25 protein-coding genes are annotated in these 26,774 nt (G+C 48.8%); 19 read left to right on the top strand and 6 right to left on the bottom strand.

What is annotated here, in order from left to right:
- Nucleotides 1-108: 108 nt before the first annotated feature.
- On the bottom strand, nt 109-300 hold the full coding sequence (locus tag HP398_RS23560; RefSeq protein ID WP_173623794.1) for a hypothetical protein: 192 nt from the start codon (nt 298-300) through the stop codon (nt 109-111).
- A 19-nt stretch (nt 301-319) separates the two neighbouring features.
- Nucleotides 320-1,183, bottom strand: coding sequence for a helix-turn-helix transcriptional regulator (locus tag HP398_RS23555; protein ID WP_173623793.1), 864 nt, complete (start codon nt 1,181-1,183; stop codon nt 320-322).
- Between the two features lie 135 nt (nt 1,184-1,318).
- On the opposite strand from HP398_RS23555, the gene fabF reads away from it, so the two are divergent.
- The 3 genes from fabF to HP398_RS23540 all read left to right on the top strand — a co-directional run bounded on the left by fabF (nt 1,319) and on the right by HP398_RS23540 (nt 4,274).
- Nucleotides 1,319-2,551, top strand: a complete 1,233-nt coding sequence (gene fabF / locus HP398_RS23550) for a beta-ketoacyl-ACP synthase II (protein ID WP_173623792.1) — start codon at nt 1,319-1,321, stop codon at nt 2,549-2,551.
- A gap of 126 nt (nt 2,552-2,677) precedes the next feature.
- Complete coding sequence (locus HP398_RS23545; protein ID WP_173623791.1) at nt 2,678-3,226, top strand: sigma-70 family RNA polymerase sigma factor; 549 nt, start codon at nt 2,678-2,680, stop codon at nt 3,224-3,226.
- On the top strand, nt 3,201-4,274 hold the full coding sequence (locus HP398_RS23540; protein WP_173623790.1) for a DUF4179 domain-containing protein: 1,074 nt from the start codon (nt 3,201-3,203) through the stop codon (nt 4,272-4,274). The genes HP398_RS23545 and HP398_RS23540 overlap by 26 nt, the downstream gene beginning before the upstream one ends.
- Nucleotides 4,275-4,339: 65 nt before the next feature.
- Here HP398_RS23540 and HP398_RS23535 read toward each other — a convergent pair whose 3' ends face one another.
- Nucleotides 4,340-4,570 carry a DUF1128 domain-containing protein gene (locus tag HP398_RS23535; RefSeq protein WP_007722824.1) on the bottom strand — a complete coding sequence of 77 codons (231 nt, stop codon included), beginning with the start codon at nt 4,568-4,570 and terminating at the stop codon, nt 4,340-4,342.
- A gap of 31 nt (nt 4,571-4,601) precedes the next feature.
- The gene (locus HP398_RS23530; RefSeq protein ID WP_017250662.1) at nt 4,602-7,094 is read right to left on the bottom strand and encodes a U32 family peptidase; all 2,493 of its coding nucleotides are present in this window, start codon (nt 7,092-7,094) and stop codon (nt 4,602-4,604) included.
- A 182-nt stretch (nt 7,095-7,276) separates the two neighbouring features.
- Here HP398_RS23530 and HP398_RS23525 point away from each other — a divergent pair, with 182 nt between their 5' ends.
- Genes HP398_RS23525 through HP398_RS23515 form a run of 3 tightly spaced genes read left to right on the top strand, consistent with a single transcriptional unit; the run spans nt 7,277 to nt 10,418 of the window.
- Nucleotides 7,277-8,605 carry an ATP-binding protein gene (locus HP398_RS23525; protein ID WP_173623789.1) on the top strand — a complete coding sequence of 443 codons (1,329 nt, stop codon included), beginning with the start codon at nt 7,277-7,279 and terminating at the stop codon, nt 8,603-8,605.
- On the top strand, nt 8,565-8,738 hold the full coding sequence (locus tag HP398_RS23520; protein WP_017250660.1) for a hypothetical protein: 174 nt from the start codon (nt 8,565-8,567) through the stop codon (nt 8,736-8,738). The genes HP398_RS23525 and HP398_RS23520 overlap by 41 nt, the downstream gene beginning before the upstream one ends.
- Before the next feature lie 3 nt (nt 8,739-8,741).
- Nucleotides 8,742-10,418 (top strand): peptide ABC transporter substrate-binding protein, encoded by a 1,677-nt coding sequence (locus tag HP398_RS23515; RefSeq protein WP_173623788.1) that lies wholly within the window; start codon nt 8,742-8,744, stop codon nt 10,416-10,418.
- A 39-nt stretch (nt 10,419-10,457) separates the two neighbouring features.
- Here HP398_RS23515 and HP398_RS23510 read toward each other — a convergent pair whose 3' ends face one another.
- Nucleotides 10,458-11,051 (bottom strand): TetR/AcrR family transcriptional regulator, encoded by a 594-nt coding sequence (locus tag HP398_RS23510; protein ID WP_017250658.1) that lies wholly within the window; start codon nt 11,049-11,051, stop codon nt 10,458-10,460.
- A 200-nt stretch (nt 11,052-11,251) separates the two neighbouring features.
- Here HP398_RS23510 and HP398_RS23505 point away from each other — a divergent pair, with 200 nt between their 5' ends.
- The 11 genes from HP398_RS23505 to HP398_RS23455 all read left to right on the top strand — a co-directional run bounded on the left by HP398_RS23505 (nt 11,252) and on the right by HP398_RS23455 (nt 23,428).
- Nucleotides 11,252-11,725: an N-acetyltransferase gene (locus HP398_RS23505; protein WP_007722846.1), complete on the top strand. Its 474-nt coding sequence runs from the start codon at nt 11,252-11,254 to the stop codon at nt 11,723-11,725.
- Nucleotides 11,726-11,846: 121 nt separating this feature from the next.
- Nucleotides 11,847-13,928 carry a methyl-accepting chemotaxis protein gene (locus HP398_RS23500; protein WP_173623787.1) on the top strand — a complete coding sequence of 694 codons (2,082 nt, stop codon included), beginning with the start codon at nt 11,847-11,849 and terminating at the stop codon, nt 13,926-13,928.
- A 133-nt stretch (nt 13,929-14,061) separates the two neighbouring features.
- The gene (locus HP398_RS23495; RefSeq protein ID WP_017250656.1) at nt 14,062-14,793 is read left to right on the top strand and encodes a GTP pyrophosphokinase; all 732 of its coding nucleotides are present in this window, start codon (nt 14,062-14,064) and stop codon (nt 14,791-14,793) included.
- Nucleotides 14,780-16,216 carry a dipeptidase PepV gene (pepV, locus tag HP398_RS23490; RefSeq protein ID WP_173623786.1) on the top strand — a complete coding sequence of 479 codons (1,437 nt, stop codon included), beginning with the start codon at nt 14,780-14,782 and terminating at the stop codon, nt 16,214-16,216. The genes HP398_RS23495 and pepV overlap by 14 nt, the downstream gene beginning before the upstream one ends.
- Before the next feature lie 150 nt (nt 16,217-16,366).
- Entirely contained in the window at nt 16,367-16,969 is a 603-nt protein-coding gene (locus HP398_RS23485; RefSeq protein WP_017250654.1) for a TetR/AcrR family transcriptional regulator, read from the top strand.
- Between the two features lie 77 nt (nt 16,970-17,046).
- A complete protein-coding gene (locus tag HP398_RS23480; protein ID WP_173623785.1) occupies nt 17,047-18,333 on the top strand; it encodes an MDR family MFS transporter in 1,287 nt (428 codons plus the stop codon).
- Nucleotides 18,334-18,474: 141 nt separating this feature from the next.
- Nucleotides 18,475-19,551: a M42 family metallopeptidase gene (locus tag HP398_RS23475; protein ID WP_017250653.1), complete on the top strand. Its 1,077-nt coding sequence runs from the start codon at nt 18,475-18,477 to the stop codon at nt 19,549-19,551.
- A 284-nt stretch (nt 19,552-19,835) separates the two neighbouring features.
- Nucleotides 19,836-21,326, top strand: a complete 1,491-nt coding sequence (locus HP398_RS23470; RefSeq protein ID WP_017250652.1) for a DEAD/DEAH box helicase — start codon at nt 19,836-19,838, stop codon at nt 21,324-21,326.
- Nucleotides 21,327-21,950: 624 nt separating this feature from the next.
- A complete protein-coding gene (locus tag HP398_RS23465) occupies nt 21,951-22,385 on the top strand; it encodes an Lrp/AsnC family transcriptional regulator (protein WP_173623784.1) in 435 nt (144 codons plus the stop codon).
- 5 nt (nt 22,386-22,390) lie between these two features.
- Complete coding sequence (locus HP398_RS23460) at nt 22,391-23,029, top strand: LysE family translocator (protein WP_017250649.1); 639 nt, start codon at nt 22,391-22,393, stop codon at nt 23,027-23,029.
- 153 nt (nt 23,030-23,182) lie between these two features.
- The gene (locus HP398_RS23455) at nt 23,183-23,428 is read left to right on the top strand and encodes a hypothetical protein (protein ID WP_017250648.1); all 246 of its coding nucleotides are present in this window, start codon (nt 23,183-23,185) and stop codon (nt 23,426-23,428) included.
- Between the two features lie 77 nt (nt 23,429-23,505).
- On the opposite strand, the gene HP398_RS23450 is transcribed toward HP398_RS23455, so the two are convergent.
- Entirely contained in the window at nt 23,506-24,918 is a 1,413-nt protein-coding gene (locus HP398_RS23450; RefSeq protein ID WP_173623783.1) for an RsmB/NOP family class I SAM-dependent RNA methyltransferase, read from the bottom strand.
- Between the two features lie 84 nt (nt 24,919-25,002).
- Here HP398_RS23450 and HP398_RS23445 point away from each other — a divergent pair, with 84 nt between their 5' ends.
- Together HP398_RS23445 and HP398_RS31005 are read left to right on the top strand one after the other, a co-directional pair.
- Nucleotides 25,003-25,758 (top strand): hypothetical protein, encoded by a 756-nt coding sequence (locus HP398_RS23445; protein ID WP_017250646.1) that lies wholly within the window; start codon nt 25,003-25,005, stop codon nt 25,756-25,758.
- A 24-nt stretch (nt 25,759-25,782) separates the two neighbouring features.
- Nucleotides 25,783-26,727, top strand: a complete 945-nt coding sequence (locus HP398_RS31005; RefSeq protein WP_173623782.1) for a methyl-accepting chemotaxis protein — start codon at nt 25,783-25,785, stop codon at nt 26,725-26,727.
- Nucleotides 26,728-26,774: the final 47 nt, after the last annotated feature.

Here is a 26,774-nt window from a genome sequence, read left to right as displayed (position 1 = left end):
TTTGCCGTTGGGCTGGTTTTCCTTTTGCGTGCAAGTTTTAGAAGGCCTCGATCTACGGACAAGGCTAGTGAGAAGAAAAAGCACAGGGCTCGCAGACCTTGACAACGCCTACCCAGTCGGAACTTCAAAAAGGGGACCACGCTTGTCGAACACTTCTTCCTCGAGAAACATCCGCCCGTAGGGTGGCTTTGGCTCGACGGTCCCCTTTTTGAAATGGAGACGTCCAGTCAATTCCCCCTGCTGGCGTGTCAGAGTCGAAGAGAACAGTGCTTTTTCTTCTCCTCCACCATGTTGACTCAAACCAGATTTTCTTATTTTTTTATGGTTGGACAGAAGAACCCGGCCGATCAATCAGCTGCCGCAGCTTTGTCTCCGTTGCAGAATTCGGGTCAGGCGTGTAAATGCTGCACTGCAAATCCGCGCTCCCGGAAACTTGCAGCGAAGTCAGATCAAAGAGCATTTTCCCTGCCTTTGCATGACGGAATTCCAGTAAAACCTCCGGGGCTGAGCTGACGCGGCTTTGCTCCCATAGATCGTGAAAGTCGGGATGAACCTGCCGCATTTCGCTTAAAAACTGCTCATACCACTCGTCCTCCACATACTGACCATAATTCGCGCGAAAAATTGCGAGAAAGCCGCTGACGAAATGCTCCCAGTTAACGGCCAGCCGTCGCAATTCCTTTCGCGTAAACACCAGGCGGATCAAATTGCGCTCTTCATAAGGGATTTGTTCAAAATCGAGAAAGACATGTGCGGCTGCCTCGTTCCAGCCGACAATATGACTGCGCCGATCTGAAATGATGGTTGGACACGAGCGCAACTCTTTTAAGATTCGTTTCAGGGCAGGATTGATCTTCGGCGGCTCATCTTTTGGCAAACCTTGCCCGACTCCCGTGCCTGTCTCCAGTGCCAGCGCATACAAATATTTGCGCTCATCGACGGTGAGCTGCAAGGCTCTCGCTACCGCATCCAGAACAGAAGGCGAGACCTTGATGTCGCGGCCTTGTTCCAGCCATGTATACCAGGTGGAGCTGACCCCCGCAAGCTGAGCAACCTCTTCTCTACGTAGCCCGGGTGTTCTTCTGCGCGTCCCAGGAGCCAGCCCGACCGATTGTGGCAGGATTTTGGCGCGCTGCGCTTTCAAGAAAGTAGACAGTGCTTGCAAACGCGTTTGCTGATTCATGGTACACTCTCCATTTCCTCAACTGGTTAAGTTTGTTAGACTAGTACTTATTATACTAGGATAAACAACAACTTGTAATAGGATAACCCGTGTGACAAGATGATTCCCATAAGGCACTCAAATAGGAGGCTTACCATGGAAAAAGTCGTTGTTACAGGTATGGGAGTGATTTCCCCGATAGGGAATACAGTAAAGCAGTTTTGGAACAGTCTCGTCCAAGGGAAGTCTGGAATCTCGCATATTGACACGTTTGATACAGCTCGTAATAAAACGAAAATCGCCGGTTTGGTGCGAGATTTTGATCCGGTAGAGCGGTTTGGGCGCAAAGAGGCGCGACGAATGGATCGCTTTTGCCAGTTTGCCCTTGCTGCGGTAGAAGAAGCGTTAGAGGATGCAGAGCTTCGGCTGGACGAGTTGGACCGCGAGAGAATCGGGGTATATGTAGGTTCTGGCATTGGTGGGGTAGAGACGCTCCTTGAGCAGCATGATGTCCTGCGTGAGCGAGGTCCAGAGCGGATTAGCCCGACGCTAGTTCCCATGCTCATCTCCAACATGGCAGCAGCGATGATCAGCATCAAGTACGGTCTGTACGGACCGACGATGTCCCCTGTTACTGCTTGCTCGATTGGGAATACGTCCATCGGCGAGGCTTTCCGACTCATTCGATCGGGCGGGGCGGATATCGTCATCGCTGGTGGTTCTGAGGCAGCCGTGACGGACATATCTCTCGCCAGCTTTAGCAACGCGACGGCATTGTCCACGAGAAATGATGATCCAGCAGGAGCGAGTCGGCCATTTGATTCCAAGCGGGATGGGTTTGTCATGGCAGAGGGTGCCGGAATTGTGATTTTGGAATCAGAATCACACGCCAAAAAAAGAAACGCCCGCATGTATGCCGAGGTGATTGGCTACGGGGCAAGCTCTGATGCCTATCATATGGTGGCGACACATCCAGAAGGAATCGGTCCCTATCGCGCGATGAAATGGGCCCTCCAGGAAGCAGGGGTGCAAGCGACAGATGTGGATGTCATCAGTGCGCATGCAACCAGCACAGAAATCGGAGATCGCTCCGAGACATTGGCGATCAAAAAGCTGTTTGGCGAGGATGCTTACCGTGTACCGATCACCGCCAACAAATCGATGACTGGTCATATGTTTGGTGCAGCCGGGGGTGCGGAGGCGATCGCCCTGATTAAGAGCTTGCAGGAAGGAATCATTCCCCCGACGATCAATCAGGAGGAGCAAGACCCGGCCTGCGATCTGGACTATGTGCCAAATACAGCCCGCAGAGCTAGTCTCACCATCGGCATGTCCAATTCCTTTGGCTTTGGCGGTCATAACGCAGTCATCGTGTTGAAAAAAGTGTAACGGATAGAGTCTGTTTCCGTAGTCTCCGGTAGACTATGAGAGCAGGCTTTTTTCATTTCGGTAAAAAATGTGAAACGTTTTACAGTCCTGATTTCTCTAACTGGGGAGAAAAGGAGGGGGAACAGATTGAACAAAACGCTTGGTCTCGTTGCACGCGCCAAGAACGGTGATTCAGAGGCATTCCAAATGCTCATGCACCAGGAAAAAGCCAATCTGTATAAGATGGCTTTCGTGTACACGCGCAATGAAGAGGATGCACTGGAGGTTTTTCAGGAAACGGTCTATAAAGCTTTGATCTCCATTTCAACCGTAAAGGATGATCAATATTTTACGACATGGCTGACGCGAATTTTGATCAACACGGCGATTGCCTATTTGGCTAAAAAGCGAAAGGTAATTTCGCTGAGTACAGACATGATCGAAAATATACGAGATACAGAAGGGGTAAGGCTGGAAGAACGAATCGACCTTCTGGAAGCAATGGGAGAGCTCGAAGAAAAGTATGTAACGGTTCTCTTGCTGCGATTTTATAAGGACTATTCTGTAAAGCAAATCGCAGCCATGCTAGATTGCCCGGAAGGCACCGTGAAAACGAACATACACAGAGGTCTTACTCTATTAAGGAAGAAGCTGAAAGGGGAGTATTTCCATGAGAGAAAAAATTCATGCCTATAAAGAGCAAGTAGATCGCATTCCGGTCCCTACAGAGAAGCTGGACGACATTATCACCAAAATGGTTCGAGAAGCAGCACCACAAAGAAAACGCCTAAACAAAACGAAGCTGGTGTATAGTACAGGGGCTGCAGTCGTTGCTCTAGGTATCTTGTTTAGCTCAGCGGCTGTCTCACCCGCGATGGCAAACCTAGTCTCCAAGGTGCCTTTGATCGGATCGATATTCGCGACTTACGGTGACAGCGGATTGAAGCATGCGAGTGAAAAAGGCTTAACGACTGTCATCGGCGAGTCACAGAACGTAGGTGGCAATGCGATTACCGTCAATGAAGTCTACTATGATGGGACACGCTTTACGATTGGGTACACATTGGAAACGAAGGAGGCAGTCGGAGAGCATTATTTAGGCTCCTCACCAGATTTGACAGTGAACGGGGAAGCGTTTGGATACGCAGGAAGCAGCAAGCAAACACAAATCACACCGACGCTTGCGACCGGAATTGTCGATATCGACGCAATGAATGACTTGCCTCAGGAGTTCAAGCTAGGGTTGAGCTTCCAGGGGGAGGACGGCAAGAAGTGGAGCTTCTCCCTACCAATCAGTGAACGTACAGATACGAAACGCATTCCGATTAATCACCAGCAACAAGCTGGAGGCATTGACCTGACCGTTTCGGATGTCACACTGGGTCCAGCAGGGCTGGTTGTGAGCTTCCAGGCAGTAACCGAGGAAATTGGGTATTTATCGAGCTATTTGGAATTCAAGGTCGTTGATGAAAAAGGGAACGAGCTGGGAGCGTACTCAGGTGGCAGCCAAGGCAAAAAGTCCGACGGCAAAGAATATCTCACGGGTACAAGACGTTTCGACCCGGTGACAGCGGATGTAAAAGAATTAACGATCACGCCATATATGTCATTTCCTACGAACGGTGGCGGTGTCGAAATGGATGGCAAAGGGAAAGAAACACTGATCCAATCAGCAATCGAGACGATACAAAAGCATGGAAAGAACATCAAGTTCCATACGTTTACCATTTCCTTGCAAAAATAAAACCACACAAAAAAGCGTCCCTCCACATACTGGAGCGACGCTTCTTTACTTGATCAGGGCAAGAACTAGGATTGCTTTCTCATCGCACCTAGCTCTTCAACGATGGCGGTCATTTCATTGATACCAAACGCCGCTTTTTTCTGCACCATGTTGTACAGGTACAGCAAATCCTCGTAATGAACGAGATCGAAATCCTCCGGGCGCATCACCGCCGTATTCGCCATGTTCAGCTTTGCTTTGATGCCCTCGATAATAACGGCCAGGTTTTCTACAGTAGGTTGATTCAGGTCAGCCATACTTTCTCTCTCCTCTCATCAAAGCTGGTATTTATTTCGTCAGTTGCCCACGTGTGACGCCCAACTGGTTGGTTGCCTTCAGGGTACGCCATACGTGTGTACCGCTAACTTCTCCGCGCAATGCCTTGCGATACAGACTGATTACTTCTTTCACGCGCTCTGGCTCTTCTTCCAAAAACTCGATGCGGTAGCTGCCGACATTCAGGGAGCGGAACTCGCTCAAGTACTCAGCACCGGACTGGTCAATCGCGTTATAAACGGTATTGCGGCAACCGGTATCCACACGTATAGGGTGAGAGAAACCGACGCGGTCTTTCAAAGAAATACGGGAGGTCTCACATGGAGTTCCGCAGTTTGTATGGTCAGTACCTTCACTCATGAATGTGCAGTATACGCAGTGCTCAGTGTGGAACATCGGCATGTGCTGGTGGATAACCAGCTCCATATTCGCAGCGTTCGAGCGGCTGAGCAGATCGACCATCTGCTGGATGTTCAGATCGTACGATGGCGTAACGCGGTCAAGACCTGTTGCGAGGAACAGCTCAACTGCCTTGTGGTTCGCGACATTCAAGGAGAAATCGCCAATGAGCGGAATGTCGATTTCTTCGCGGCGAGACAAGTAGTAATAGAGTGCTCCCGTGTTGCGCACCAAAATAGCGTCTGGCTTGCTTTTCGCGATCAGGGCAAGGACACCGTTTTCATCCGGCATATGAATGCGCATCGTAGCAATCCCGATCTTTTTCCCGTACTTATGGGCCAGCTTTACACCCTCTGGATATTGCTTGACGAATTCAAAGTCAGCGTAGAGGAAGTCCACATCTGTTTGCGCAGCTGCTTCCAATTGCTCAAGCGAGCGGCACAGAGCTGTCAGGAGTGGTTTTTCCACTGGTGTGCTCGTGGGTACGTCCGCGTATACATTGATATCGTGATGGTGGTAAATCGGCGGCTTGGAACGCAGGAACACGAGCTGCTCGACTGCGTCACGGCGCATCCGGTTCAACTCACTGACAGGTACGATGAGATCCCCTTCGAGATCGACAGTCAGATCGTGAGCTTCCAGGTGGAAAATAGTTCCGCCTAGACGGCTGAGTTGATCGTGCAGCAATTCTTTCGTCAGAGGACGCTTCAAAGCAGTCTCCAGCAGCACGTCGGAAGGAACACTGACCGCGTGATTCTCCTGTTTATCCACCCAAGTGACGCTGAGCTTTTCACCCAGCTTGCCGCTTACGTGAACGGACAGCGGGAAGGTGCGATAAGGCTTTTCCGTCTCGAACGTTTTGCGCAGGCGACGATCCAGCTCAGGATCGCTCGTCTTCCATACGCGGTCCCCGACGTGAAGACGTTTCAGATTCACGTCATTGCGTCCCATGACGATTTCGTACATGCCTTTGGAAACTTCGCCTTCTACTTTTTTACTGCGGCTCAAAATATCGTAGATGCGACCGCCTTCTTCTTTTTGCGTGGGGTCACCCGCGTCGAATACGATTCCGTCTCCGCGTTTGACAGGAGCAGTGATGTCCACCAGTACGCCGGTAGGAAGCAGTTTTTTCACGGTTCCCAAAAACACACCGCGGCTTTTCGGGAACGATCCATCTACGAGCTGCTTGTTGTTTGTCCCGGTCAAAAATCCGTGTGTAAACCCGCGAGAGAAGCTTTGTTGCAGCTCGCGTACTTCTACCTCGGATGGTCCTGTATCTTGTCCGGCAAAATAACGCTCGATGGCGGCGTTGTATTTACTCACGACGTTTGCAACGTATTCAGGTGTTTTTAGACGACCTTCAATTTTAAAGGAAGTCACGCCAGCTTCGATCAATTCAGGAACCAAATCGATGGCAGCCAAGTCCTTCGGGGACAGCACGTAAGCAATATTTCCCATATCCTTTTGCACACCGTCTACCATCAGGTCATACGGCAAGCGACAGGCTTGGGCACACTCTCCGCGGTTTGCCGAGCGTCCACCCCACATTTCCGAGGTCAGACATTGTCCGGAATAAGAAACGCACAAGGCGCCGTGGACGAATACTTCCATCGGCAGCTTTGCTTTTTCCCCGATTTTTTTGATCTCTTTTAATGAATTTTCACGACCAAGTACGACGCGTTCCATATCAAACGGCTTCGTGAACTCCACCGCTTCCGGCGAAGTAATCGTCATTTGCGTAGAGCCGTGAATCGGGAAGTCTGGAGAAATCTCGCGGATCATCTTTACAAGACCGAGGTCTTGTACGATCACAGCATCTACTCCAGCGTGAATACAGGCGTCTATCAACTCGCGTGCATCTTCTAGTTCATTTTCAAAAACGAGAATATTAAAGGTAAGGAAGCCCTTTACCCCGTACATGTGCAAATAAGCCATAATCTCAGGCAGCTCCGCCATTTGGAAGTTCTCAGCACGCGCACGCGCGTTGAACTTTTCTACCCCAAAAAAGATGGCATTGGCTCCGTTGGCCACGGCTGCCTTCAAACAGTCCCAGTTACCAGCAGGTGCCAACAGCTCGATATCTTCACGCTTTATACCATTTCGCATTTGTATGTCATTACCTCCAAGGTCTTCAAACAAGCTCTTCTTCATCATAGGGAAATGTGCTGGTCACCGCAACAAAAACATCCTTTCTGCCAGATGTTGAAAATGTGCCTTCCAGAAAGACACCTAGAGATGTTATTCTGTAAGAAAAATCGAAATATTCTAAGAGCCAGGGGAACCGATATATGTTAATCATCAAAGACATTTTGCTGCAGTTATTGTTCGTTATCGTCCCTGTTTTGCTGTATAGAAATGTTTGGCTGGGGCGATCAACCTCGAACAAGATGAGCGTCAAGTCATCAGTGGTTATCGTTTGTAGCTCGATCAGCGTCATTTTTGCCATGAGCTTTCCAGTACAACTCAGTAATGGTATGGCGTACGATTTACGCTCGATACCAATCATTATTACCATTTTATACGCTGGGTATATCCCGGGCATTTTGACGATTTTGGTGATGTTTGTCGTAAGGATCGTTCTGGGTGGCGATGGCGTTCTCATAACGATTCTTGGAACGATGGTCTACGCGATCATACCGTTTTTGTTGGTTAATCGTTGGTATGGCTACTCTTTGCGAAAAAAACTAGCGGTCGTTTTCTTAATCGGATGCTTGAAGCAGCTATCCATCATCGGTGGAGGGATGGTTGTTTTGATCTGGAGAGGGTTCCCGTTGTCCATCATTAACGATTATCTGGAGCCGCTAGTGGAAATCGGCTACCTCGCTTTGATCATACTAGGTGGAGCCGTTTATTTCATCGAGTTTATTCGAGAATCTCATATTATCCGCAAGCAAGTCGAACGTTCAGAAAAGCTGAACCTGATCAGCGAGCTGGCAGCCAGTGTCGCCCATGAAGTGCGCAATCCACTCACAGTGGTACGAGGCTTTGTCCAATTGCTGCGTGAGGAGTCGAATCCGAAAAACATTGAATACATCCGATTGGTCTTAAATGAACTCGATCGGGCTGAATTTATTATTTCCGACTATTTAAATCTGGCCAAGCCTCATTCTGAGACGCTGGAGCGACTGGAGATTTCGCATACCGTGAAAGAAGTGACGGCCATCATGTCCTCTTACAGCGTCATGAACCGAGTGGAAATCGCCTGTGAGACCGAACCGGGCCTATTCGTTGAGAGCAACGCCGTTAAACTCAAGCAAGCATTGATGAATCTGATGAAAAACGGTATCGAATCGATGGGACAAGGTGGCGTACTGCACGTCACCGTACAAGCAGCCGGGAACTATCATGTGATTTCCATCAAGGATGAGGGAGAGGGGATGACGCCGGAGCAGATTGAACAGATTGGGCTTCCTTTTTATTCGACAAAGGAAAAAGGGACAGGTCTCGGATTAATGGTAACTTGCCGGATCATCGAGGCGATGCAAGGGACGATCCACTTTCAGAGTGAACGAGGACACGGAACGCAGGTGACAATTGAACTGCCTGCCGTGTATACGACCGAAAAAGGAGGCGAACATGGACAAAGATCAAGAAGTGTGGGAGCGACTCTTTCATGAGTTGGCTGTAATCAGAAGCGAGTTAAAAGCGTTCAAGCTCGAAACACGTGCAGAGCTCTATCAAATCAAAAGCGAGCTGAAAGAATGGCAGCAGAGAGAAGAACAGCGAAGGCTCCCGAGCGAAGGGGAATAAACCATGCGACGTTCCGTAAACCGATGGTGGAAAAAAACAGGAAAAGCTGTTTTCGCAGCAGGCTTGGCTTTAGCTCTAGCTGCATGCGGACAACCACAGGAAGCAGCAAAGCCTGCCACACAACCAACGACAGAAGCTACGCCGGCTAATGCATCTGTGCAACCCGAACAAATACTCAGACTGAATAACTTTACAGAACCGCTTTCTCTTCATCCCGGACTCATTTCGGATGTTTGGTCATCCAATGTTATTTTTCAGACGTTTGAGGGGCTGACTCGCATTGACGACGAGGGCGTTCCACAGCCCGCCATGGCGCAGGAAATCAAGGCATCAGACGATTTGTTGACGTACACCTTCACGATTCGCGACAATGCGAAGTGGTCGAACGGCGATCCCGTAACCGCGCATGATTTTGAGAACGCCTGGAAATGGGCACTTGATTCCAAAAACGGTTCCGAGTATGCCTATCAGCTGTTTTATGTGAAAAATGCAGAGGCGGCCTTTGCTGGCAAAGCGAAGCCCGAAGAGATCGGGGTCAAGGCAATAGATGACAAGACACTGGTCGTCCAACTGGAAAATCCGACGCCGTTTTTTCTGGAGCTCACGGCTTTTTACAGCTACTTCCCGCTGAATACCAAAGTGGTGAAAGACAAACCGGACTGGGCGAAGGAAGCAGGACCAGCCTACACCTCGAATGGACCGTTCAAACTCGATACGTGGGAGCATAAAACCAAGCTGACGCTTACGAAAAATGAGCATTACTGGGACGCAGACGCTGTCAAGCTGACCAAAATCGAAATGAATATGATCAATGACGCAAATACAGAGCTCTCGATGCTGGAGGGCGGCGATCTCGATTGGGCAGGTGCCCCAACTGGCAATCTTCCACTTGACGCGATGCCTACTCTGAAGGAAAAAGGATTGCTGGTGATCACGCCAAAAGCCGGGACGTATTGGTATGAATTCAACACAGAGCAAAAGCCTTTCCACAACAAAAAAATTCGCCAAGCCTTTTCATACGCGATTAACCGGAAAGACATCGTGGAGAACATCACCCAAGGAGGGGAATTGGTTGCAACAGCCGTAGTGCCGCCTACGATGTTTGCTGAGAACGAGCAAGGCTTGTTTCCAGACAACGACATAGAAAAAGCCAAGCAGCTGTTGGCGGAAGGCATGAAGGAAGAAGGGTACGCTAGCGTCGACCAGCTCCCGCCGATTACACTGTCCTATAATACAGAGGAAGCACAGACCAAAATAGCGCAAGCCGTACAGGACATGTGGCAAAAAAACTTGGGTGTGCATGTCAAGCTGGAGAATCAGGAATGGAATGTCTACTATGAAAACGTGAAAAATGGGAAGTACCAAGTAGCGCGGATGGGGTGGACAGGGGATTTCAACGATCCGATCAACTTCCTAGAAATATTCCGAACGAAGGAAGGCAACAACCATACTCGTTGGGAGAATCGTCAATATGCCGATCTATTGGCGGCTTCTGCCAAGGAGAAGGATGCTGCCAAACGAAAAGCGATCTTGCAAGAGGCTGAGAAAATCTTGGTGGACGAAATGCCAGTCATTCCGTTTTATTTCAAGTCTACGGTGTATGCGCAGAACCCCAAGTTGAAAGGCGTAGTCATTTCAGGTTTGGGATATGCACAGTACAAATGGGCATATTTCGAATAAATCATACAGTAGTCACATTCGAAGGGCTGGTCAGTCGGATTATTCCACGACCAGCCCTTCGAATACGATAGAGACCTTCTCTTCCATGATTTCTTCGAGTGCCCAGGCGCCTTCGCTGCGTACCCAATCATAAAGAGCGTTATAGTAAATGTTTTCCAACATATTCGCAGCGACAAGAGGGTTGAATTTACTTTTCAATTGATTCTTTTCTTGCGCTTCTTCAATCAGGTCAGCGAAAAGTTGACGCAATTCAAAGTACATGTTCTTTTCATTCTCAAGCACTTTCCGATGTTTCATCGAGGATTCTACGACGACTTTGATGAAATCGAAATTGGTGATGGTGACTTCATTCATGATCTTGTAGATCCGGAGCACCTTCGATTTGCATTCGTTACCATAATCCCACTCTTCCCGGCGCTCCTCGATTTCATGCAGACGCTCATATCCCCAGTTAGCGAGAATGGCTTCCTTTGAAGTGAAATGCAGAAAGATCGTACCGCGTGCAACATCCGCTTCTTCGGAAATCATGTCGATTGTGGTTGCTTCAAAGCCGTGCGTTTTGAAAAGCTTGATAGCCGCATTGAAGATTTTTTCGCGTGTTTCGCGCTTTTTCCGTTCCCGTCTCGTCGTCAAGTATGTAGCACCTCCTTATGAACTCGTACGCTTGATTATAACACAACGGTTACCTAACAAAAGAATAGTTCATGCAATTGAGCATAAATTAGGTGAAAAAAGGATAGACTTCTGCGCAGCTCGAATGTATATTTATATACTATAATGAATAAATATTAAATCATGCCAGGCTCGAAATGCATGGGGTGGAGGAGAGTAAAATGGGTGTTGCAAAGGCACTGGCAGTACGTCAGGCTACGATGAAAGACGTGGATGCCATGTTGGAGATTGTTAATGAATATGCACAGCAAGGCTTGATGCTACCACGTACGAAGCTGTCTTTCTTAGAAAACTTGCAATCCTTTATTGTCGCTCATGATGGAGATTCGGTCGTAGGTGTCGCAGGCCTACATATTTTGTGGGAGGATCTGGCTGAGATCCGCTCCTTGGCTATCTCGGAAAAAGCGAAGGGGATGGGCGTAGGGAAACATCTGGTTCTTCATTTGGTTGAGCAATGTCGCCTTCTGGGAATTAAGCGTGTACTGGCGCTGACCTATCAACAAGTGTTTTTTGAAAAGTGCGGGTTTTGGGTGGTTGCCAAGGAAACACTGCCGCAAAAAGCTTGGAAGGATTGTATTAATTGCTCCAAGCTGCCGATGTGCGACGAAATTGCTATGATTTTCGAAACAGCCTGATACTTTGGTCTAGCCTTCCTTTTTCCTTTTCTGGTACTATATTCATATGAATAGTAGAAATATAAATAATATTCTATAAGTATACCAGAAAATGAGATTGGAAAAAATAGGGGGCTCTTCCATGAAATTAGGCGCTCGTATACTGCTCGTACTACTACTGGCAGGAAGTGTACCGCTGACGGCAGCGGGAGTGTTTGCTTATCAGGAATCCAAGCAGGAATTGTTGAACGGAAGCGCCGCTACACTGGAAGCGCTGCGTCACAGCAACAAGGAACAGGTGGAAAATTACTTTCGTGAGCGAGCCAGGAACGTGGATACGCTGGCTGCATCGGGAACAGTAATGTCTGCCCTTTCTTCGTTTGAGGACGTGTGGCGGCAAGGACGAGAATCGCCTACCTACGAAGAAGTGCAAGCGAGGTATACCAACGAATTGAAAATGGAGGTCGCTCGCTACGGCTTCGTAAATGCTTTTCTGTTGAATGCACAAGGGGACATCGTGTACGAGACAAAGCCGCAGGCCGATTTTGGTACCAATCTCCTGACAGGCCCACACGCTGACTCTGTACTTGGCCAGACTGTGCAGCAAGTCAAGAAAACCCAAAGCGCAGAAATGTCAGATCTAGGCATTTACGAGCCATCTGGAGGAGCGCCAGGGGTATACATGGCAGCGCCGATCTACGAGCGAGGTTACATCATCGGGCAAATAGTAGTCGAAGTATCCATGGATTATATTTCTAGAATATTCAATCAACGAGAGGGACTTGGGGAAACCGGGAAGATTTACTTGGTGGGTGGTCCGGACAAGCTCATGCGCTCACAACTGGGCAGTGAGCCAAATACGTTATTACAGCAAAAAGTAGATACGCCCATCGTTGATCAGGTCTTGCTCACCCAACAATCCGAAGGAACGGTCGAAAGCATGGATTACTTAGGACAGCAAGTGCTCGTGTCCTATGATCAGGTCAAAGTGGGGAAGAAGACGTGGGCGATTTTGGCAGAGATGAATATGACCGAAATACTGGAGGGCCCAACCCGCATTCGGGATGCCATGATTGCCTTTAATGGTGTCGTCCTCTTGCTAATCGTCATCATCTCGTTATTTACAGCAAATTGGCTTCGTCGCTCGTTTCGCGGCATGCTTTCCGTGGCAGAGCGGATCGGACATGGGGATTTTTCGCGTGAGATTCCTGACAAGCTATTAAAACGAAAAGATGAATTGGGGGAGCTTGCAGAGTCTCTCGTTACGATGCAGAAGCAACTACGCAAAATTTTGTTTCAGATTCAGCAGGCAGCCGCTTCCGTTTCCGGTGCGGTGCGAAATATCCAGGGAAACACCAGTGAGATTGCCGCTTCCAGTCAGCAAATTGTCCTCGTCGTCGATCAAGTGGCTGCATCTGCTGACAGTCAGGTAGAAAAAATGGGACAAACCTTGAATCTAGCTGTTGATTTGACGAAAGATGTGGCGGTCGTAACGGAAAATGTAGAACGGGTGACTGTATCTGCGGAAGAAATGAAGCAGCATGCACACGCTGGCAGACGCGCGATCGCAGATGTGATGGACAGCATGGACGAAATCAATCGTTCGGTAGAAGCTGCAACGGATGTCATTCATGTATTGGAAGGGCGATCGAAGGACATTTCGAGAATTATCTCCGTCATTACAGAAATTGCCCGACAGACCAATCTGCTAGCTTTGAATGCTGCGATCGAAGCAGCCAGAGCAGGAGAGCATGGCAAGGGATTTGCCGTCGTCGCTGGGGAAGTGCGCAAGCTGGCAGAAGATACCAACAGCGCTGCCCAGCAGATCGTAGGCATGATTGGAGACGTACAAAAGGATACGAAGGAAGCAGTCGCCAGGATGGTCGAGGGTGCCCAAACGACCGCCCGCGGCATAAAAACAGCACACCAATCGCAGGAGATGTTCCAACACATCGAGGAAAACATCCTCGGGGTGTCGCAAGAAATTAATGGTGTCAGTGAAGCATTCAAGCGTATGGCGCCAGATGCCCAGCAGGTAGCCGTTGTCGCTGGTGAAGTATCGTCCGCATCGATGCAAGCGGCTGCCGGTGTCCAAAGCATCTCGGCTGCGGTAGAGGAGCAGAGTGCAGCGATGGAGCTTATCGCAGATGCTGCGAATCAGCTGGCCATTCTAGCAGAAGAGCTGAGAAGCTCACTTGCAACCTTTGTTTCGCGCGAAAATTAAGAAAAGAGGGACGGAGCAAAAGCCAGTGACAACTGCCTTTTCTCCCGTCTCTTTTTGTATTTTGGAAGGATATCTCACACAAAATGTTGAATGATAAGGACGATGGAGAGTTTCAAGCCGGAGGGACGTAAGCGTGCACAAACTAGATTGGGAACTATATCTGCTACCGTTCGAACAAGCTGTAGAAGAAATCAAAGTCAAAATTAAAAATATCCGTAACGAGCTGCGCAAACGCAAGGAGCATTCACCGATTGAGTTTGCGGTGGGCAGGGTCAAATCGATCCCGAGTATTTACAACAAGGCAAACCGCTTGCAGTTTCCGATTGATGAGAATATCTGCTGGGAAATTCGCGATATCGCAGGCATCCGCGTCATTTGCCAGTTTATTGATGATATACCTGCAGTCGTTGAGATGATCCGCAACCGCGGAGACATGCGTGTGTATTTGGAGAAGGATTATGTCTCTACCCCAAAAGAAAGCGGATATCGCGGCTATCACCTTGCCGTGGAGTATCCGATCATGATGGCGGGTGGGCAAGTGACCATTCCGGTAGAAATTCAGATTCGCACATTGGGAATGAATTTTTGGGCGACGATTGAGCACTCGCTGAATTATAAATACGAGGGAATTATCCCATCCGATATACGGCAAAGATTGTTCGAGGCTGCCAAGGCGTCTTACAAGCTTGATAGCGAAATGAACAACATCCGGGACGAAATTAAAGACGCCCAAGCAGAATTTACGAAAAAAGAAGTGCCAATGGAGTCATTGTTATCGTTGGTGGAGCTGGATCTCGACGTCGATGCGGCAATGGACGAAGGAAGCATGAATGAGAGGACTGGAGAAGAGAATGACAAGCGTTAATTGGCTGGAAGAAACAAAGAAACGCAAGGACGAACTGATTGCGACGACACAACAATTTTTGCAGATTAAAAGTGTATTAGACCCCGAGTCAGCACGGGAAGGTGCCCCTTTTGGAGAAGGGATTCGGCAAGCGCTTGACTTTGCTCTAGGCGTGTGTGAAAAAGCAGGCATGACAACCAAAGACGTCCGCGGGTATGCAGGGCACGCTGAATTCGGACAAGGTGAGGAATTGATCGGCATTCTGAGCCATGTCGATGTCGTACCGGAAGGCGAGGGCTGGAGTACGCCTCCGTATGCAGCCGAGATCGTGGATGGACGCATGGTGGCCCGTGGTGCGATTGACGACAAGGGACCGACGATGGCGGCCATTTTCGCAGCGAAGATCGTGATGGAGTTGGGATTGCCGCTGTCGAAGCGCGTGCGCTTTATTTTCGGTACGGATGAAGAATCGAGCTGGCAGTGTGTGAACACGTATTTTGAAACGGAAGAAATGCCGACGATGGGCTTTACACCAGATGCAGACTTCCCGCTGATCTATGCGGAAAAAGGGTTGACTGATCTGTCATTGCGGCAGACGCTTGCATCCTTCCAAAGCCTCGGAATACCTGCTGCGGTTAATGTGGCGGCAAAGCTCGTTTCCTTACAGGCTGGCTTGCGGATGAACATGGTTCCAGACAAGGCTGTAGCAACGCTTGCGCCAATCGGCTTGAATAGTGAGGCGATTGCACAAAGTTATCGCCAGCACTTGGAAGCGACTGGCTTGAAAGGAAAAGTGGAGGAGCAGGACGGTCTCGTAGTGCTGCACATGGAGGGCGTTTCGGTTCACGGAATGGACCCGAGCAAAGGTGTCAACGCGGGTACTGAGCTCATTCACTTTTTGCGCACCTTGTCCTTGGATGAACGCGGAGCAGTATTTGTAAGTTTGGCTGATCGTTATTTGCACAAGCAGCATTACGGTGAAGCGATTGGCATCGCGCATGATGATGAAGAAATGGGTGCGCTCACACTGAACACAGGTGTGATCGAGTATGACGAAAAGCAGGATGCGCTTTTCCGTCTGAATATCCGTTACCCACATTCTGTTGCCTTCGAAAAATGGTCGGCCGTTCTTGCTGAACAATTCAGTGAAGGGGCATTTACGCTCGAAGTGGCTGAGCATCTGACACCGCACCGCGTCAACCCGAATCACCCTTTGGTGACGACACTGCAACGCGTGTATACGGAACAAACAGGCGAGGAAGCAGGCATCATTGCAATTGGCGGCGCTACCTACGGCCGTTCGCTGGATGTTGGGGTAGCATTCGGACCGCTTTTCCCAGGTCGTCCTGACAGTGCCCACCAGCGAGATGAATATATTTTCGTGGATGATCTGATCAAAGCGACAGCGATTTACGCGCAAGCGATCTATGAATTAGCGAAGTAGGAATAGCAAGCGGCTGGACACAAGTGCCAGCCGTTTTTATTTTTTGCTGAATCAGGAGAGACAAAACTCTTTGCAAATGCTGGAAGTCAGTACTATAATGCAAGTAACGATTGATCGATTAATCATTCATCAGCAAGGAGCCTGTACAGCATGCCACTTTCAGAAGAACAAGTGCTAAAAATGAAGCAAAAGCGGGAAACGATTCTTCAGCAGGCCGTTCTCTTGTTTGCCGAGCGCGGCTATGATGATACCACCATTGCAAAAGTCGCGAAGGCATCTGGAGTGAGCTTTGGCAGTGTTTTCACGTACTTTGAAAACAAGGATCAGCTCTTTCATGCTGCCGTCACGGAGCCATTACAAGAGCATTCGGTCAAACTGCTTGACTTTGATCCCCAAGCATCTGAGCCATTACTGGAATTAGAGAGAATGGTGACCAATCACATCAAGCTTTTCGCCGCGTTCGATTCGTACTTGCGTCTGGTCGTCCAAGTAGTTGGCTACTACAATCGTTTTGCCCATTCATTTGCTGAGTTAGATGCGTTTCACAACACATTTCGTACGAAAATTGCCGAGCTCTTGATCAATGGACAAGAGAAAGGACTCTTGCATGTCCAAGACCCTAAATACGTGGCGACAGCGTACATGAGTCTGTTAATTGGTCTGCGTGTGAATTTGACCGATGAGCCACAAAGCAACATGTGGGAAAAATTCGTTCCGTTTGCCATGCAGCTTTTTGGACCGAAGAATCGCTAGCATTCTCCATCGGTTTTTTTTTTTTTAGAATATAAATGATTGATTAATCAATCGTTACGTAAAGAGGAGTGGTCACGATGAGTTTTTGGAAGTTCGACAGCAACATTCAGATCAGGCTGATGTTACAATTTTTGACGACGATGGCGAGCATGACTGTGACCCCGTACTTGATTGTTTTTTTCTCCAAGCAATTGGGGACGGTTGTAACGGGCTTCATGTTTTTAGGCGTGATGGCAGCGAGTGTCGCAGGCTCTTTTGCAGGGGGATATGTGGCAGACAGGATCGGGCGAAAAAAAGTTATCGTTGTGTGTGAGGCGGTCATCTTCCTCAGTTTTCTTGGTGTAGCCTTTGTCAACTCGCCCTGGATCACATTTATTTTGTTTCTGTTCAATAACTTTTGTTTGGGGGCGTCAGGTCCTGCATACCAAGCACTCATTATTGATGTGAGTCAGCCTGAGAACAGGCGAGCGATTTTTACGGCTTCCTATTGGTTGAATAATCTGGCGGTAGCGATAGGAGGATTGGTGGGGGCTTTTTTGTTCGACAAGCATTACTTTGCCTTATTTCTCGGTGTGGCTGTAAGCATCGCGATTTCGCTCGCTATTACGATCCTGTTTATCAAGGAAACGTATGTGCCAGAAAAAGGTGCACGCTCAGCGTCTGGCAAACAAAGACAAAAAGATTCGAGTTTTATGGCAGATGTCATGGGAGCTTATAAAGAAGTGCTCAAGCATCGGATTTTTCTGCTGTTTACCATAGCGAATCTGCTCATTATAGCTGTAGAGGAGCAATTGACCAATGTCATAGGCCTTCGTTTAGTGCAAGATATCCCGGAGCCTGAGCAGTTATTTTCGTTTCTTGCTATTCAGGTGGATGGGATGAACTTGTTAGGCCTTTTAAAAACAGAAAACACGTTGCTGGTTGTTTGCTTGACCGTTTTAATCTCCTACGTGGTGAAGGGCTTGAGAGATAGGGCCGTGCTCCTGTCAGGCCTGGTCCTGTACTTTTGCGGGTATGCCTGGATTAGCTTCAGCAACTCTCCCGCTGTCTTACTCATTGCCATGTTCTTCGCTACACTGGGTGAAGTGATGCACATTCCGGTAAAACAAGCGCTACTCGCCAATATGGTGCCGGATCATGCGCGGAGCACGTATATGGCTGTACATTCCCTATTTAGCATTGTAGGGGTCAGTAGTGCAGGTTTGTTTATTCTTGTCAGTGCGTGGGTTCCTAACGTTGCGATCACCGGAATTTTTGCAGGGATGGGATTGATTTGTCTCGTGCTATTTCATCGGATTACGAAAAGGGGTGGGCAAGAACGAGAAGCTGCTACGAAGGCCACCCAATCAAATGCGACAGCATGAAGAAGTACTCGAGCGCATTCGGGACACTGGTTGGGGAAACAATAACAAATAGGGTGTCAGCAACTTGGAAATAAAAGGATTTTGTAAGCGGTTTCTCGAAATCGTAAAGGGAATACGTCAGTATCGAAAAGGAGATAAAGGATGGACGATCTCACGAAATTGATCAAGGATTTGACGGAAACGGACGGAGTACCTGGGCACGAGCGCGAAGTCAGGGTGAAGATGGAGGAGTACTTACAGCCTCTCAGCGACGAGTTGGTAAAGGATCGACTGGGTGGGGTACTCGGGAAGAAGACGGGGGTAGAAAACGGTCCGAAAATTTTGCTCGCGGGACATTTGGATGAAGTGGGCTTCATGGTGACACATATCACGCCAAAAGGGTACTTGCGTTTTATTCAGCTCGGCGGATGGTGGACGCACAATATTCTCTCACAACGCGTGAAGGTCAAGACACGCAAAGGTGAGTATCTCGGGCTCATTGGCTCGAAGGCACCACACGCTCTGGAAAAAGAAGAGCGGGAAAAAGTCATGAAGCTCAAGGATTTGTACATTGACATCGGGGCAAAAGATGAAGCAGATGCGAAGGAAATGGGTGTTCGCCCTGGTGATTGGATTGTTCCTGACAGTGATTTTACGACGATGCGCAACGGAGAGCTGTGGGTCGCAAAGGCGCTCGATAATCGAGCGGGGTGTGCGCTGGCAATCGAGGTGCTGAAACGTTTGCAGTCGGAAGAGCATCCAAATGTGCTATACGCCGGTGCAACCGTTCAAGAAGAAGTTGGGACGCGCGGTGCTGGCACAGTAGCGTCGCTGGTTGAACCGGATATTGCTTTTGCTGTCGATGTTGGACTCGCATATGACACGCCTGGAAATGAATCGTATCCGATGACCTGCAACGTGGGGGACGGTCCGCTCGTTATGTTATTTGATGCCACGATGATTCCACATACCGGATTGCGCGATCTCGTATTCGACACAGCAGAGGAGCTCGGCATCCATATCCAGGTGGATGCCCTCGCAGGAGGCGGAACAGACGCAGCGAAATTCCATACAAGCGGCATTGGCTGCCCGTCGATTGTCGTCGGCTTTGCGACACGGTATATTCACAGCCATAATGCGATTATGGCAAAAAGCGATTTCGAGCAGGCTGCCCAGTTGCTGACAGCTGTCATCAAGAAGCTCGATAAGGAAACGGTTCAACAACTGCTCGATAGATGAGATAGGCGAAACCCTCTCCATGCATGTATCATTGCGATGGAGAGGGTGTTTTTTGTGATGATGGAGAGGTTATGAAATCACGAGCCTCGGAGAAAAATACCCGGGAGTTGAACGGTTTAGTTGTTTTTTCGAGAGTACTCCTTTAGTATAGGTAGGATAGGATTTCGCAAGGGCAACAACCTGCCTAGGATGAATTTGATTGATGAGAGCCGGTTTTATCGCATCCACTGTCCATGCAGTCATGGTGTGGCGAATTGGTTCGCTTGTGAAAGGAAGTGGAAGTTATGGCAAAATCGTTTGCGTCTTTTGGTTTTCGTCCGGAGCTGATGCAAGGGATTCAAGACCTGTATTATAAAGAACCGACACAAATTCAAGAGGAAGCTATTCCTCTCATTATGGAAGGCAAAGATCTAATCGGACAAGCTCAGACAGGTACGGGAAAAACAGCTGCATTCATGCTGCCGATCCTCAACGCTTTGGAAGAGGGAAAACGCGACATTCAAGCGCTCATTCTCACCCCGACACGTGAGCTTTCCATTCAGATTGCCAAAGAAGTAGAAAAGCTGGGTAAGCACCTGAATGTAAACGTGCTGTCTCTGCATGGTGGAACGGATATCGACAAGCAACTTAGCAAGCTGAAAGAAACCGTACATGTTGTAGTCGGAACACCAGGCCGCGTGCTGGATCATATGAAGCGCGGATCGCTCCATTTCGGACGCATCTCCACATTGGTGCTGGATGAAGCAGATAAAATGATGGAAATGGGCTTCTTGGAAGATGTGGAGCAAGTGATCGTGCACACGCCTTCCCAGCGTCAGGTGCTGTTGTTCTCTGCTACGATGCCTGATTTGGTGAAAAGACTGGCGCACCGCTTCATGAAGCAGCCACCGCATATCAAGATTGAGGGTAAGCAGAAGACTGTTGAGCGCATTGAACAATTTTACTATGTAGTGAACCAAAGCGATAAGACGGACGCTCTCGTGGATGTGCTGGAGCAAGAGCAGCCGTTCTTGACCATCGTGTTTGCCAATACGCAAGTACGTGTACAGCAGCTTACAGCTCGATTGCAGGAAAATGGCCTCGCTGCGAAAGCACTGTACGGTGATTTGTCCCAAAACAAGCGGGAACAACTGATGAAGCAATTCCGTGAGATTCGTTTCCAATACTTGATCGCGACAGATATCGCGGCTCGTGGACTCGACGTAGAAGGCGTAACACATGTCATCAACTACGATTTGCCGAATGACGTGGATAGCTACATTCACCGCGTTGGACGTACGGGTCGTGCGGGACAAAAAGGTAAAGCCATCTCCCTCATTTCTCCTCGTCAGAAGAACTTGATGGGGCGTTTTGCCAAAGCTACGAAGGCATCGATCGAGGAAAGAATTTTGCAGGAAGGTCGCCATCTGGATGCGGGTCGCCGTCAACGTGCGGAAGAACGGGAAGCTCATTTCATTGAGCTGCGTGCACAACAGGCGAAAGAGCAACAGAAGGAAAAAGACAAAGAGTTCACTCCTGTACGTGAAGCCTTGAAGAAAAAGACGAAGGTAAAACCAGGCTACAAAAGGAAAATGGCGCGTGAGCTGGGTGAATTGCAGACGCAATATGAGAAAAATCGCAAGAAGGCAGAAGCGATTGCAGCGCGTAAAGCAGGTAAATCTGGGAAGCCAGCCGATGCCAAGAAAGCGGGAAAAGGTGGAGCCGCTCGCTCTGCCAAGGGTGGAAGACCGTTTAGCCAATCCTCATCCGCTGGGAAAACGCGTGGAAATAAGTAAAGATGGTAAGAGAAACTGTCCAGATTCGAAACGGGTCTGGGCAGTTTTTTTGATTTGGATGTTCTTTTTTTTATGAAGTTTTATGGACGCTTGCAATTCTTTATGTAACAGCCATGGCATGCCCAAGTTCTTATCCTTTGCTCGGGACAAAGTTTATCATACGTCGAACACAATATATATTGTGTTGGTAATGTAACTCAGCATTTTTCTTTATTACGGTAATGAGCTATGAACATAAATGGATTACGTATACACTGTCGGAGGACAGAACTTGCATACAGGATAGTGCTAGCGTGGAAAAAGAAATAGAGAGAATCAAGAGCAAGTATGGATATGAAGCTCTTCTGGAGCAAGGGGCAAAGATTGCGAACTTGAATAAAGAAGAGCAGTAAGGCTCCTAAAAAGGCTTATTCCCACTTCGATCAGGAGGAGGAATAAGCTTTTTTCGTACCTGAAATCGAAGGATGACCTAAATCTGTTAGGAATACGCTCTGAGATTACATGTCGTACAGAAAAAAATGAAGAAATACGGATAAATAGTTAAAAGTATAAGGTTCTTACACCGAATACCTTTCTCTTTGAAAGAAGTTGTTATAATGAATGGAAAACAAGGAGGGAGATCAAATGGATCGGATTGATGAACAAATCCTCCGCTTATTGCGGGAAAATGCCCGAATCACCAGCTCAGACATCAGTAAGCAGGTTCATTTGTCCGTGCCTGCGGTCTCCGAGAGAATACGCAAGCTGGAGGATACAGGACTCATCAAGCAATTCACGGTGAAGCTGGATCGGGAACAGCTAGGGCTTCACCTGATTGCATTTGTGATGGTGGAAATCGAAAAAACGGAGCATATCGCTGGCTTCCGTGAAACGGTCTTGCAGGCAGACTCTGTGCTGGAATGCCATCATATTGCGGGAGCTTACGATTATGTATTGAAGGTTGCTGTAAAAGGGACGGCCGATCTGGAACGATTCATCTCTGAAACATTGAAGCAAATAGATGGTGTAAGCAAGACGAATACGATGATCGTCCTGTCTTCCATGAAAGAGGAGATGTGAACCTGATGGCGATCTGGAACGGTCTATTATTCGGGATGATGCTCCAGCTATCCGTTGGTCCGGTTTGTCTGGGAGTATTGCATCGCTCGATGACTCGGCGATTTCGGGATGCACTCATGATGGTACTGGGGGTTGCACTCGTAGATGCGGTTTATATGGTGGGGGCGGTCGGGGGACTGTCGCTGCTGTTACAAATCCATTGGGTCAAACAGATGGTTTTGATTATGGGAGCTCTGATTTTGACTTGGTTTGGGATTCAAACCTTGCGTGCCATAAAAGGCAGAGGCGTACATGAACAAGCTCCAGTCCAGCATGCTCCATCGGGTCGAAACAGCTTTTGGCACGGCGTGCTTCTGACGCTCGCGAATCCACTGACCATTCTGTTTTGGGCGGGAGTTTTTGGCTCACTATTGGCATCTGGCACTTTTGTTCATTCAACAGAGTTGTTCTTGTTTGCTACAGGCTGTCTGTTATCGACTTTATTGTTCTTGGGGCTGGTAGCTTTGTTGGCCGCGTATTTGGCACGATTTTTTCGCCCAGGTTGGCTCAACGTTTTTCATGGACTCAGTGGTGTCTTTCTCATTGGGTTTGCGATTGTCCTTTACGCAAAAAGCTGTCTGATGCCTCCATACTGGCCTTTTTAAAGGAGTTCGGAATGACTGCATCGAATTTTAAATAGAATACAGGAATCGCGATCGAAAATAGTGTTTTCCTCCCATGTGATTTGGGTAATAGATAGGAAGATAGAACCCTTTCTTGTGAAAGTACCATAGTACAGGGTGTGAGGAGAACCAGTGATGACGACGGATACGTGCTTGAAATGCGGCAGTCCGATGGGCCGGGGAGAGTACACTTGCCAGGTTTGCGGAGAAAACGAAATACAAGACTACCAGATGATTCGCAATTACGTGAGAAGTTATCCGAATTCAAATGCGATGCAAATAGCCAATGCAACAGGGATATCTGTTTCAAAAATATTGCGTTATATAAGAAATGGCTCGTTGACGGTAGTAGACAATCCGCCCCGCAGAGGGCGATCATAAGAAAAAGAGAAAAGCCCACAAGCAGTCACGAATGCATTTCGTGTAGACTTGTGCGCTTTTTTATTTTTGATGCAAATTTACAACCAGCGTAGACCCTTTGGATAATGATTTTTGAGTTGCCCTTCAGATTGTTTGCCCCAACCGATGGGGAATCCATCTACAGTAACCAGCGTCCAGCCGCTTTCACCATCACGCGTGAGCGCTTCTCCTTTTAAGTACCGCAACATCTCAGGATCGTCTGCGCCATACGGAGCGACACGGACTGCCTCCGCAGGAGAGAGGGAGAGTGCCAAGGCGTGTGCAGGTTCAAATCTGTTCTTTTTTACAGTTCCTAGGTGTAGACCGACGCGCGCGACCTTGAGCTTGTCCCAGTCGAGCTCGGGAGCAGGTGAGTAGTAGAGCTGTTCGCCGAACAAAAGAAAAGCTGATTCATCATCGAATGGTTTGGAGAGCGCCGGGAGTGCTTCATCCGCGAACGTACGCCAAGCTGCCATGGCTTCTTTACGACCTGCCGGAGCCGATTTTGCCGCACGCTTTTCTTTACGCTTCCCGGCAGGTTCATGAACTTCAGTGGTATCACTCTTTTGCAGCTTGGCGAGGTAATGACCTTCTCCCTGTAGACGATGCGGCCACAATCTGGCTGTCTGAGTGAGCTGCTCGTTCTGCGGCGAGGCCCACTCTGGTTGGCCAGCAGAAAAGCAATCTACATGTGGCAGCGAGACGATCTCAAATTCCGGATGACGTCCCAGGAAGTTAACGAGTGACTGCTCATTTTCCAACGGAGCGAATGTGCAGGTGGAGTAGACCAACGTCCCGCCTGGCTTCAGCATTGCAGCGGCCGCTTCAAGAATATCGCCTTGCATGAGGTGGCACTCGGTTACTTTTGCAGGGCTCCAGTCTTCGATTGCTTCGGGTAGCTTGCGGAACATTCCTTCGCCAGAGCATGGAGCGTCTACTAAAATTCGGTCAAAAAACTGGGGGAATCGCTCCTGTAAGCGTTCAGGCGTTTCGTTGGTCACGACGGCATTGGTCACGCCGCAGCGCTCCAGATTTTCTGACAAGGCTTTTGCACGAACAGGATGGATTTCGTTTGCCACAAGCATTCCTTGTCCACGCAAAAACGCTGCAAGCTGCGTCGATTTCCCTCCTGGCGCTGCACACAGGTCGAGGATGCGCTCACCAGGTTGTGCACCGAGTGCTTCGGCAGCGGACATCGCGCTGGGCTCCTGCAAATAGTACATGCCAGCGGAGTGAAAAGGATGCTTGCCGGGACGATCTGGCTCTTTGTAGCGAAAACCGTTTTCGCACCAAGGGACTGCTTCCAGAGCAAACGGCGAGATTTTCAAAAAATCGTCACGACCCACCTTCAACGGATTGACCCGCAAGCCGTGTGCCACAGGCTGATCATACGAGGAAACAAATGCCTCATAATCGTGTCCGAGCAAGGTTTGCATGCGCTCGGTAAATGGTGTTGGTAAATTTTTTGTCATAACAGCCTCCGTGTCAGATTTTGGCCCCATGTGAAAGGAAAAGATAGAATCATGGCGAATCATAGAGAATGAGGTGAGAGCATTATGGAAGGATCCCGTGCAAAACGCTACCGCTCCCGGCGGAGAAATGACTCGGAAGTAAGCCGGTTTTGGATCATGGGGTTGCTGTTCTCACTGCTGGTGCTCGCTTTTGAATTCTTTATCGAAATACCCGCCGACGCAGATTGGCTGATCGATATGGAGATGGCTTTGTTTTCTGCCAGCTTTACGTTACTTGCCTTTTATCTGCTCGGACTTACCTTTGCCTTTTCACGCCACCAAAAGGCAGGGAAGATCAATCACCAAATCATCATCTATGTATGGTTGGGTGCGATCTTGTTTCACTTGTTCCTGCTCATCAGCAATTTGTCCAATCAGCATGTGTACAAAGCAGGGATCATTCTATTTTTAGGACCATTGTTTTTAACTGTCTACCATTTTATCACGTACTTGGCAGCTTTGCGCGAGGAGCGTGAGGAACAGGAGGCAGCTACGACAGCTACGCTCGAGCGTACGGCCTACCAGATGATTCTGGAGGGTGGACGTGTATACAGTGAGCTGAGTCGCCTGAAAACAGAATATCCAGAAGTGGAGCAAATGCTTCGTGCCAACGATTTTCACGATAAACTGGAGCGCTATGCTTTGGAAATGCAGCAGTATTTGCAGGCGAAGCATTTTGAGCGTAAAGACGTGGAGCTCTTGGAGGGTCACTATTATTTCTTGGAAAACTTGCTGAGCTTGGCGAAACAACATCCGGGAATAATCGAGTCCCGCGTATATAGCCGCCGAGGTGACAATTGATGGGTACAAAGGAGAGGGAAGCGGATGTTTTGGAAAAAAGACAAAGGCCTAGCAGTAAAAGAGACAGCAGCGACGACAGTGGCAACTCCCACAACCACAATGGCAGGACAACAAGACGCTTGGAAACATGAGCTTCGCGGTATTTACGAACAGATGGGTGCGATCCTCACTTCGAACCAAGCGATGAACGCCGAATCCGATCAAATGGTGCGATTGGTAACGAGGATGAAGCGTGTCGTAGATAATATCCAGGGTATTAACGAGCGGGATGATGAATCTGCGAGTCAGTTATCGGTTCGAGGAGAGCGCCTGACAGACATCTGTAAACAATCGGTAGCGCGTGCAGATGAAGGCAAGAAGGCCATGACCGACGTTGTAGAAGTCATGAGCCTGCTCGACAAAGAATCGGTCCATACGTCCAAATCCATGAGCCGCTTGGAAGAGCGCTCTTCGGAAATTACGAGCATCGTCAAGGTGATCAGCGACATTGCCAATCAGACCAACCTTCTCGCTTTGAATGCTGCGATAGAAGCGGCCCGTGCGGGTGAACAGGGCCGAGGCTTTGCTGTAGTAGCGGATGAAGTACGGAAGCTGGCCGAGATGACCGCGAACTCGACCAAGACGATTGCAGAATTGATCGGCAAGATTCAGGAAGAAACAAAAGAAGCGTTGTCCAACAGTGAAAAAAGCAGCAGTGCGATCAAAAATGGGCTTTCTATCAGCAAGGATGCTGCGGAGAAGACGGATCAGATCGTGAACGCTTTCCAGGTACTGAACGGCGAAGTGTCAGGTGTGATGGAAATCATCGCGCACCAAAAGCGATTTGCTGACGATGTGTCCCAACAGGTAAGTGATGCGAAGGGCTTGCTGGACGAGCTGAATGAAGGCTTGACCAAGCACGTGAGGGACGCCAACGCAGTAGAGCAAATGCTCGCGTCGAGCGTAAAGGATGTCAAAAAGGTATTGTGATCATAAGGAAAAAGAATCAGGAGTCCGTATCCAAGCGATGCGGACTT

Source organism: Brevibacillus sp. HB1.4B (assembly GCF_013284285.1).
Taxonomy (GTDB): domain Bacteria; phylum Bacillota; class Bacilli; order Brevibacillales; family Brevibacillaceae; genus Brevibacillus; species Brevibacillus porteri.
Note: the sequence above shows the minus strand (reverse complement) of the source record. Positions and strands in the feature narration are given on the sequence as shown.

Bases quoted from the DNA above. Each gene is read 5' to 3' on its own strand.
- HP398_RS23555 (WP_173623793.1), bottom strand. From the start codon at position 1,183: ATGAATCAGCAAACGCGTTTGCAAGCACTGTCTACTTTCTTGAAAGCG.
- fabF (WP_173623792.1), top strand. From the start codon at position 1,319: ATGGAAAAAGTCGTTGTTACAGGTATGGGAGTGATTTCCCCGATAGGG.
- HP398_RS23540 (WP_173623790.1), top strand. From the start codon at position 3,201: ATGAGAGAAAAAATTCATGCCTATAAAGAGCAAGTAGATCGCATTCCG.
- HP398_RS23535 (WP_007722824.1), bottom strand. From the start codon at position 4,570: ATGGCTGACCTGAATCAACCTACTGTAGAAAACCTGGCCGTTATTATC.
- HP398_RS23530 (WP_017250662.1), bottom strand. From the start codon at position 7,094: ATGCGAAATGGTATAAAGCGTGAAGATATCGAGCTGTTGGCACCTGCT.
- HP398_RS23525 (WP_173623789.1), top strand. From the start codon at position 7,277: ATGTTAATCATCAAAGACATTTTGCTGCAGTTATTGTTCGTTATCGTC.
- HP398_RS23520 (WP_017250660.1), top strand. From the start codon at position 8,565: ATGGACAAAGATCAAGAAGTGTGGGAGCGACTCTTTCATGAGTTGGCT.
- HP398_RS23515 (WP_173623788.1), top strand. From the start codon at position 8,742: ATGCGACGTTCCGTAAACCGATGGTGGAAAAAAACAGGAAAAGCTGTT.
- HP398_RS23505 (WP_007722846.1), top strand. From the start codon at position 11,252: ATGGGTGTTGCAAAGGCACTGGCAGTACGTCAGGCTACGATGAAAGAC.
- HP398_RS23500 (WP_173623787.1), top strand. From the start codon at position 11,847: ATGAAATTAGGCGCTCGTATACTGCTCGTACTACTACTGGCAGGAAGT.
- pepV (WP_173623786.1), top strand. From the start codon at position 14,780: ATGACAAGCGTTAATTGGCTGGAAGAAACAAAGAAACGCAAGGACGAA.
- HP398_RS23485 (WP_017250654.1), top strand. From the start codon at position 16,367: ATGCCACTTTCAGAAGAACAAGTGCTAAAAATGAAGCAAAAGCGGGAA.
- HP398_RS23480 (WP_173623785.1), top strand. From the start codon at position 17,047: ATGAGTTTTTGGAAGTTCGACAGCAACATTCAGATCAGGCTGATGTTA.
- HP398_RS23475 (WP_017250653.1), top strand. From the start codon at position 18,475: ATGGACGATCTCACGAAATTGATCAAGGATTTGACGGAAACGGACGGA.
- HP398_RS23470 (WP_017250652.1), top strand. From the start codon at position 19,836: ATGGCAAAATCGTTTGCGTCTTTTGGTTTTCGTCCGGAGCTGATGCAA.
- HP398_RS23465 (WP_173623784.1), top strand. From the start codon at position 21,951: ATGGATCGGATTGATGAACAAATCCTCCGCTTATTGCGGGAAAATGCC.
- HP398_RS23460 (WP_017250649.1), top strand. From the start codon at position 22,391: ATGGCGATCTGGAACGGTCTATTATTCGGGATGATGCTCCAGCTATCC.
- HP398_RS23455 (WP_017250648.1), top strand. From the start codon at position 23,183: ATGACGACGGATACGTGCTTGAAATGCGGCAGTCCGATGGGCCGGGGA.
- HP398_RS23450 (WP_173623783.1), bottom strand. From the start codon at position 24,918: ATGACAAAAAATTTACCAACACCATTTACCGAGCGCATGCAAACCTTG.
- HP398_RS23445 (WP_017250646.1), top strand. From the start codon at position 25,003: ATGGAAGGATCCCGTGCAAAACGCTACCGCTCCCGGCGGAGAAATGAC.
- HP398_RS31005 (WP_173623782.1), top strand. From the start codon at position 25,783: ATGTTTTGGAAAAAAGACAAAGGCCTAGCAGTAAAAGAGACAGCAGCG.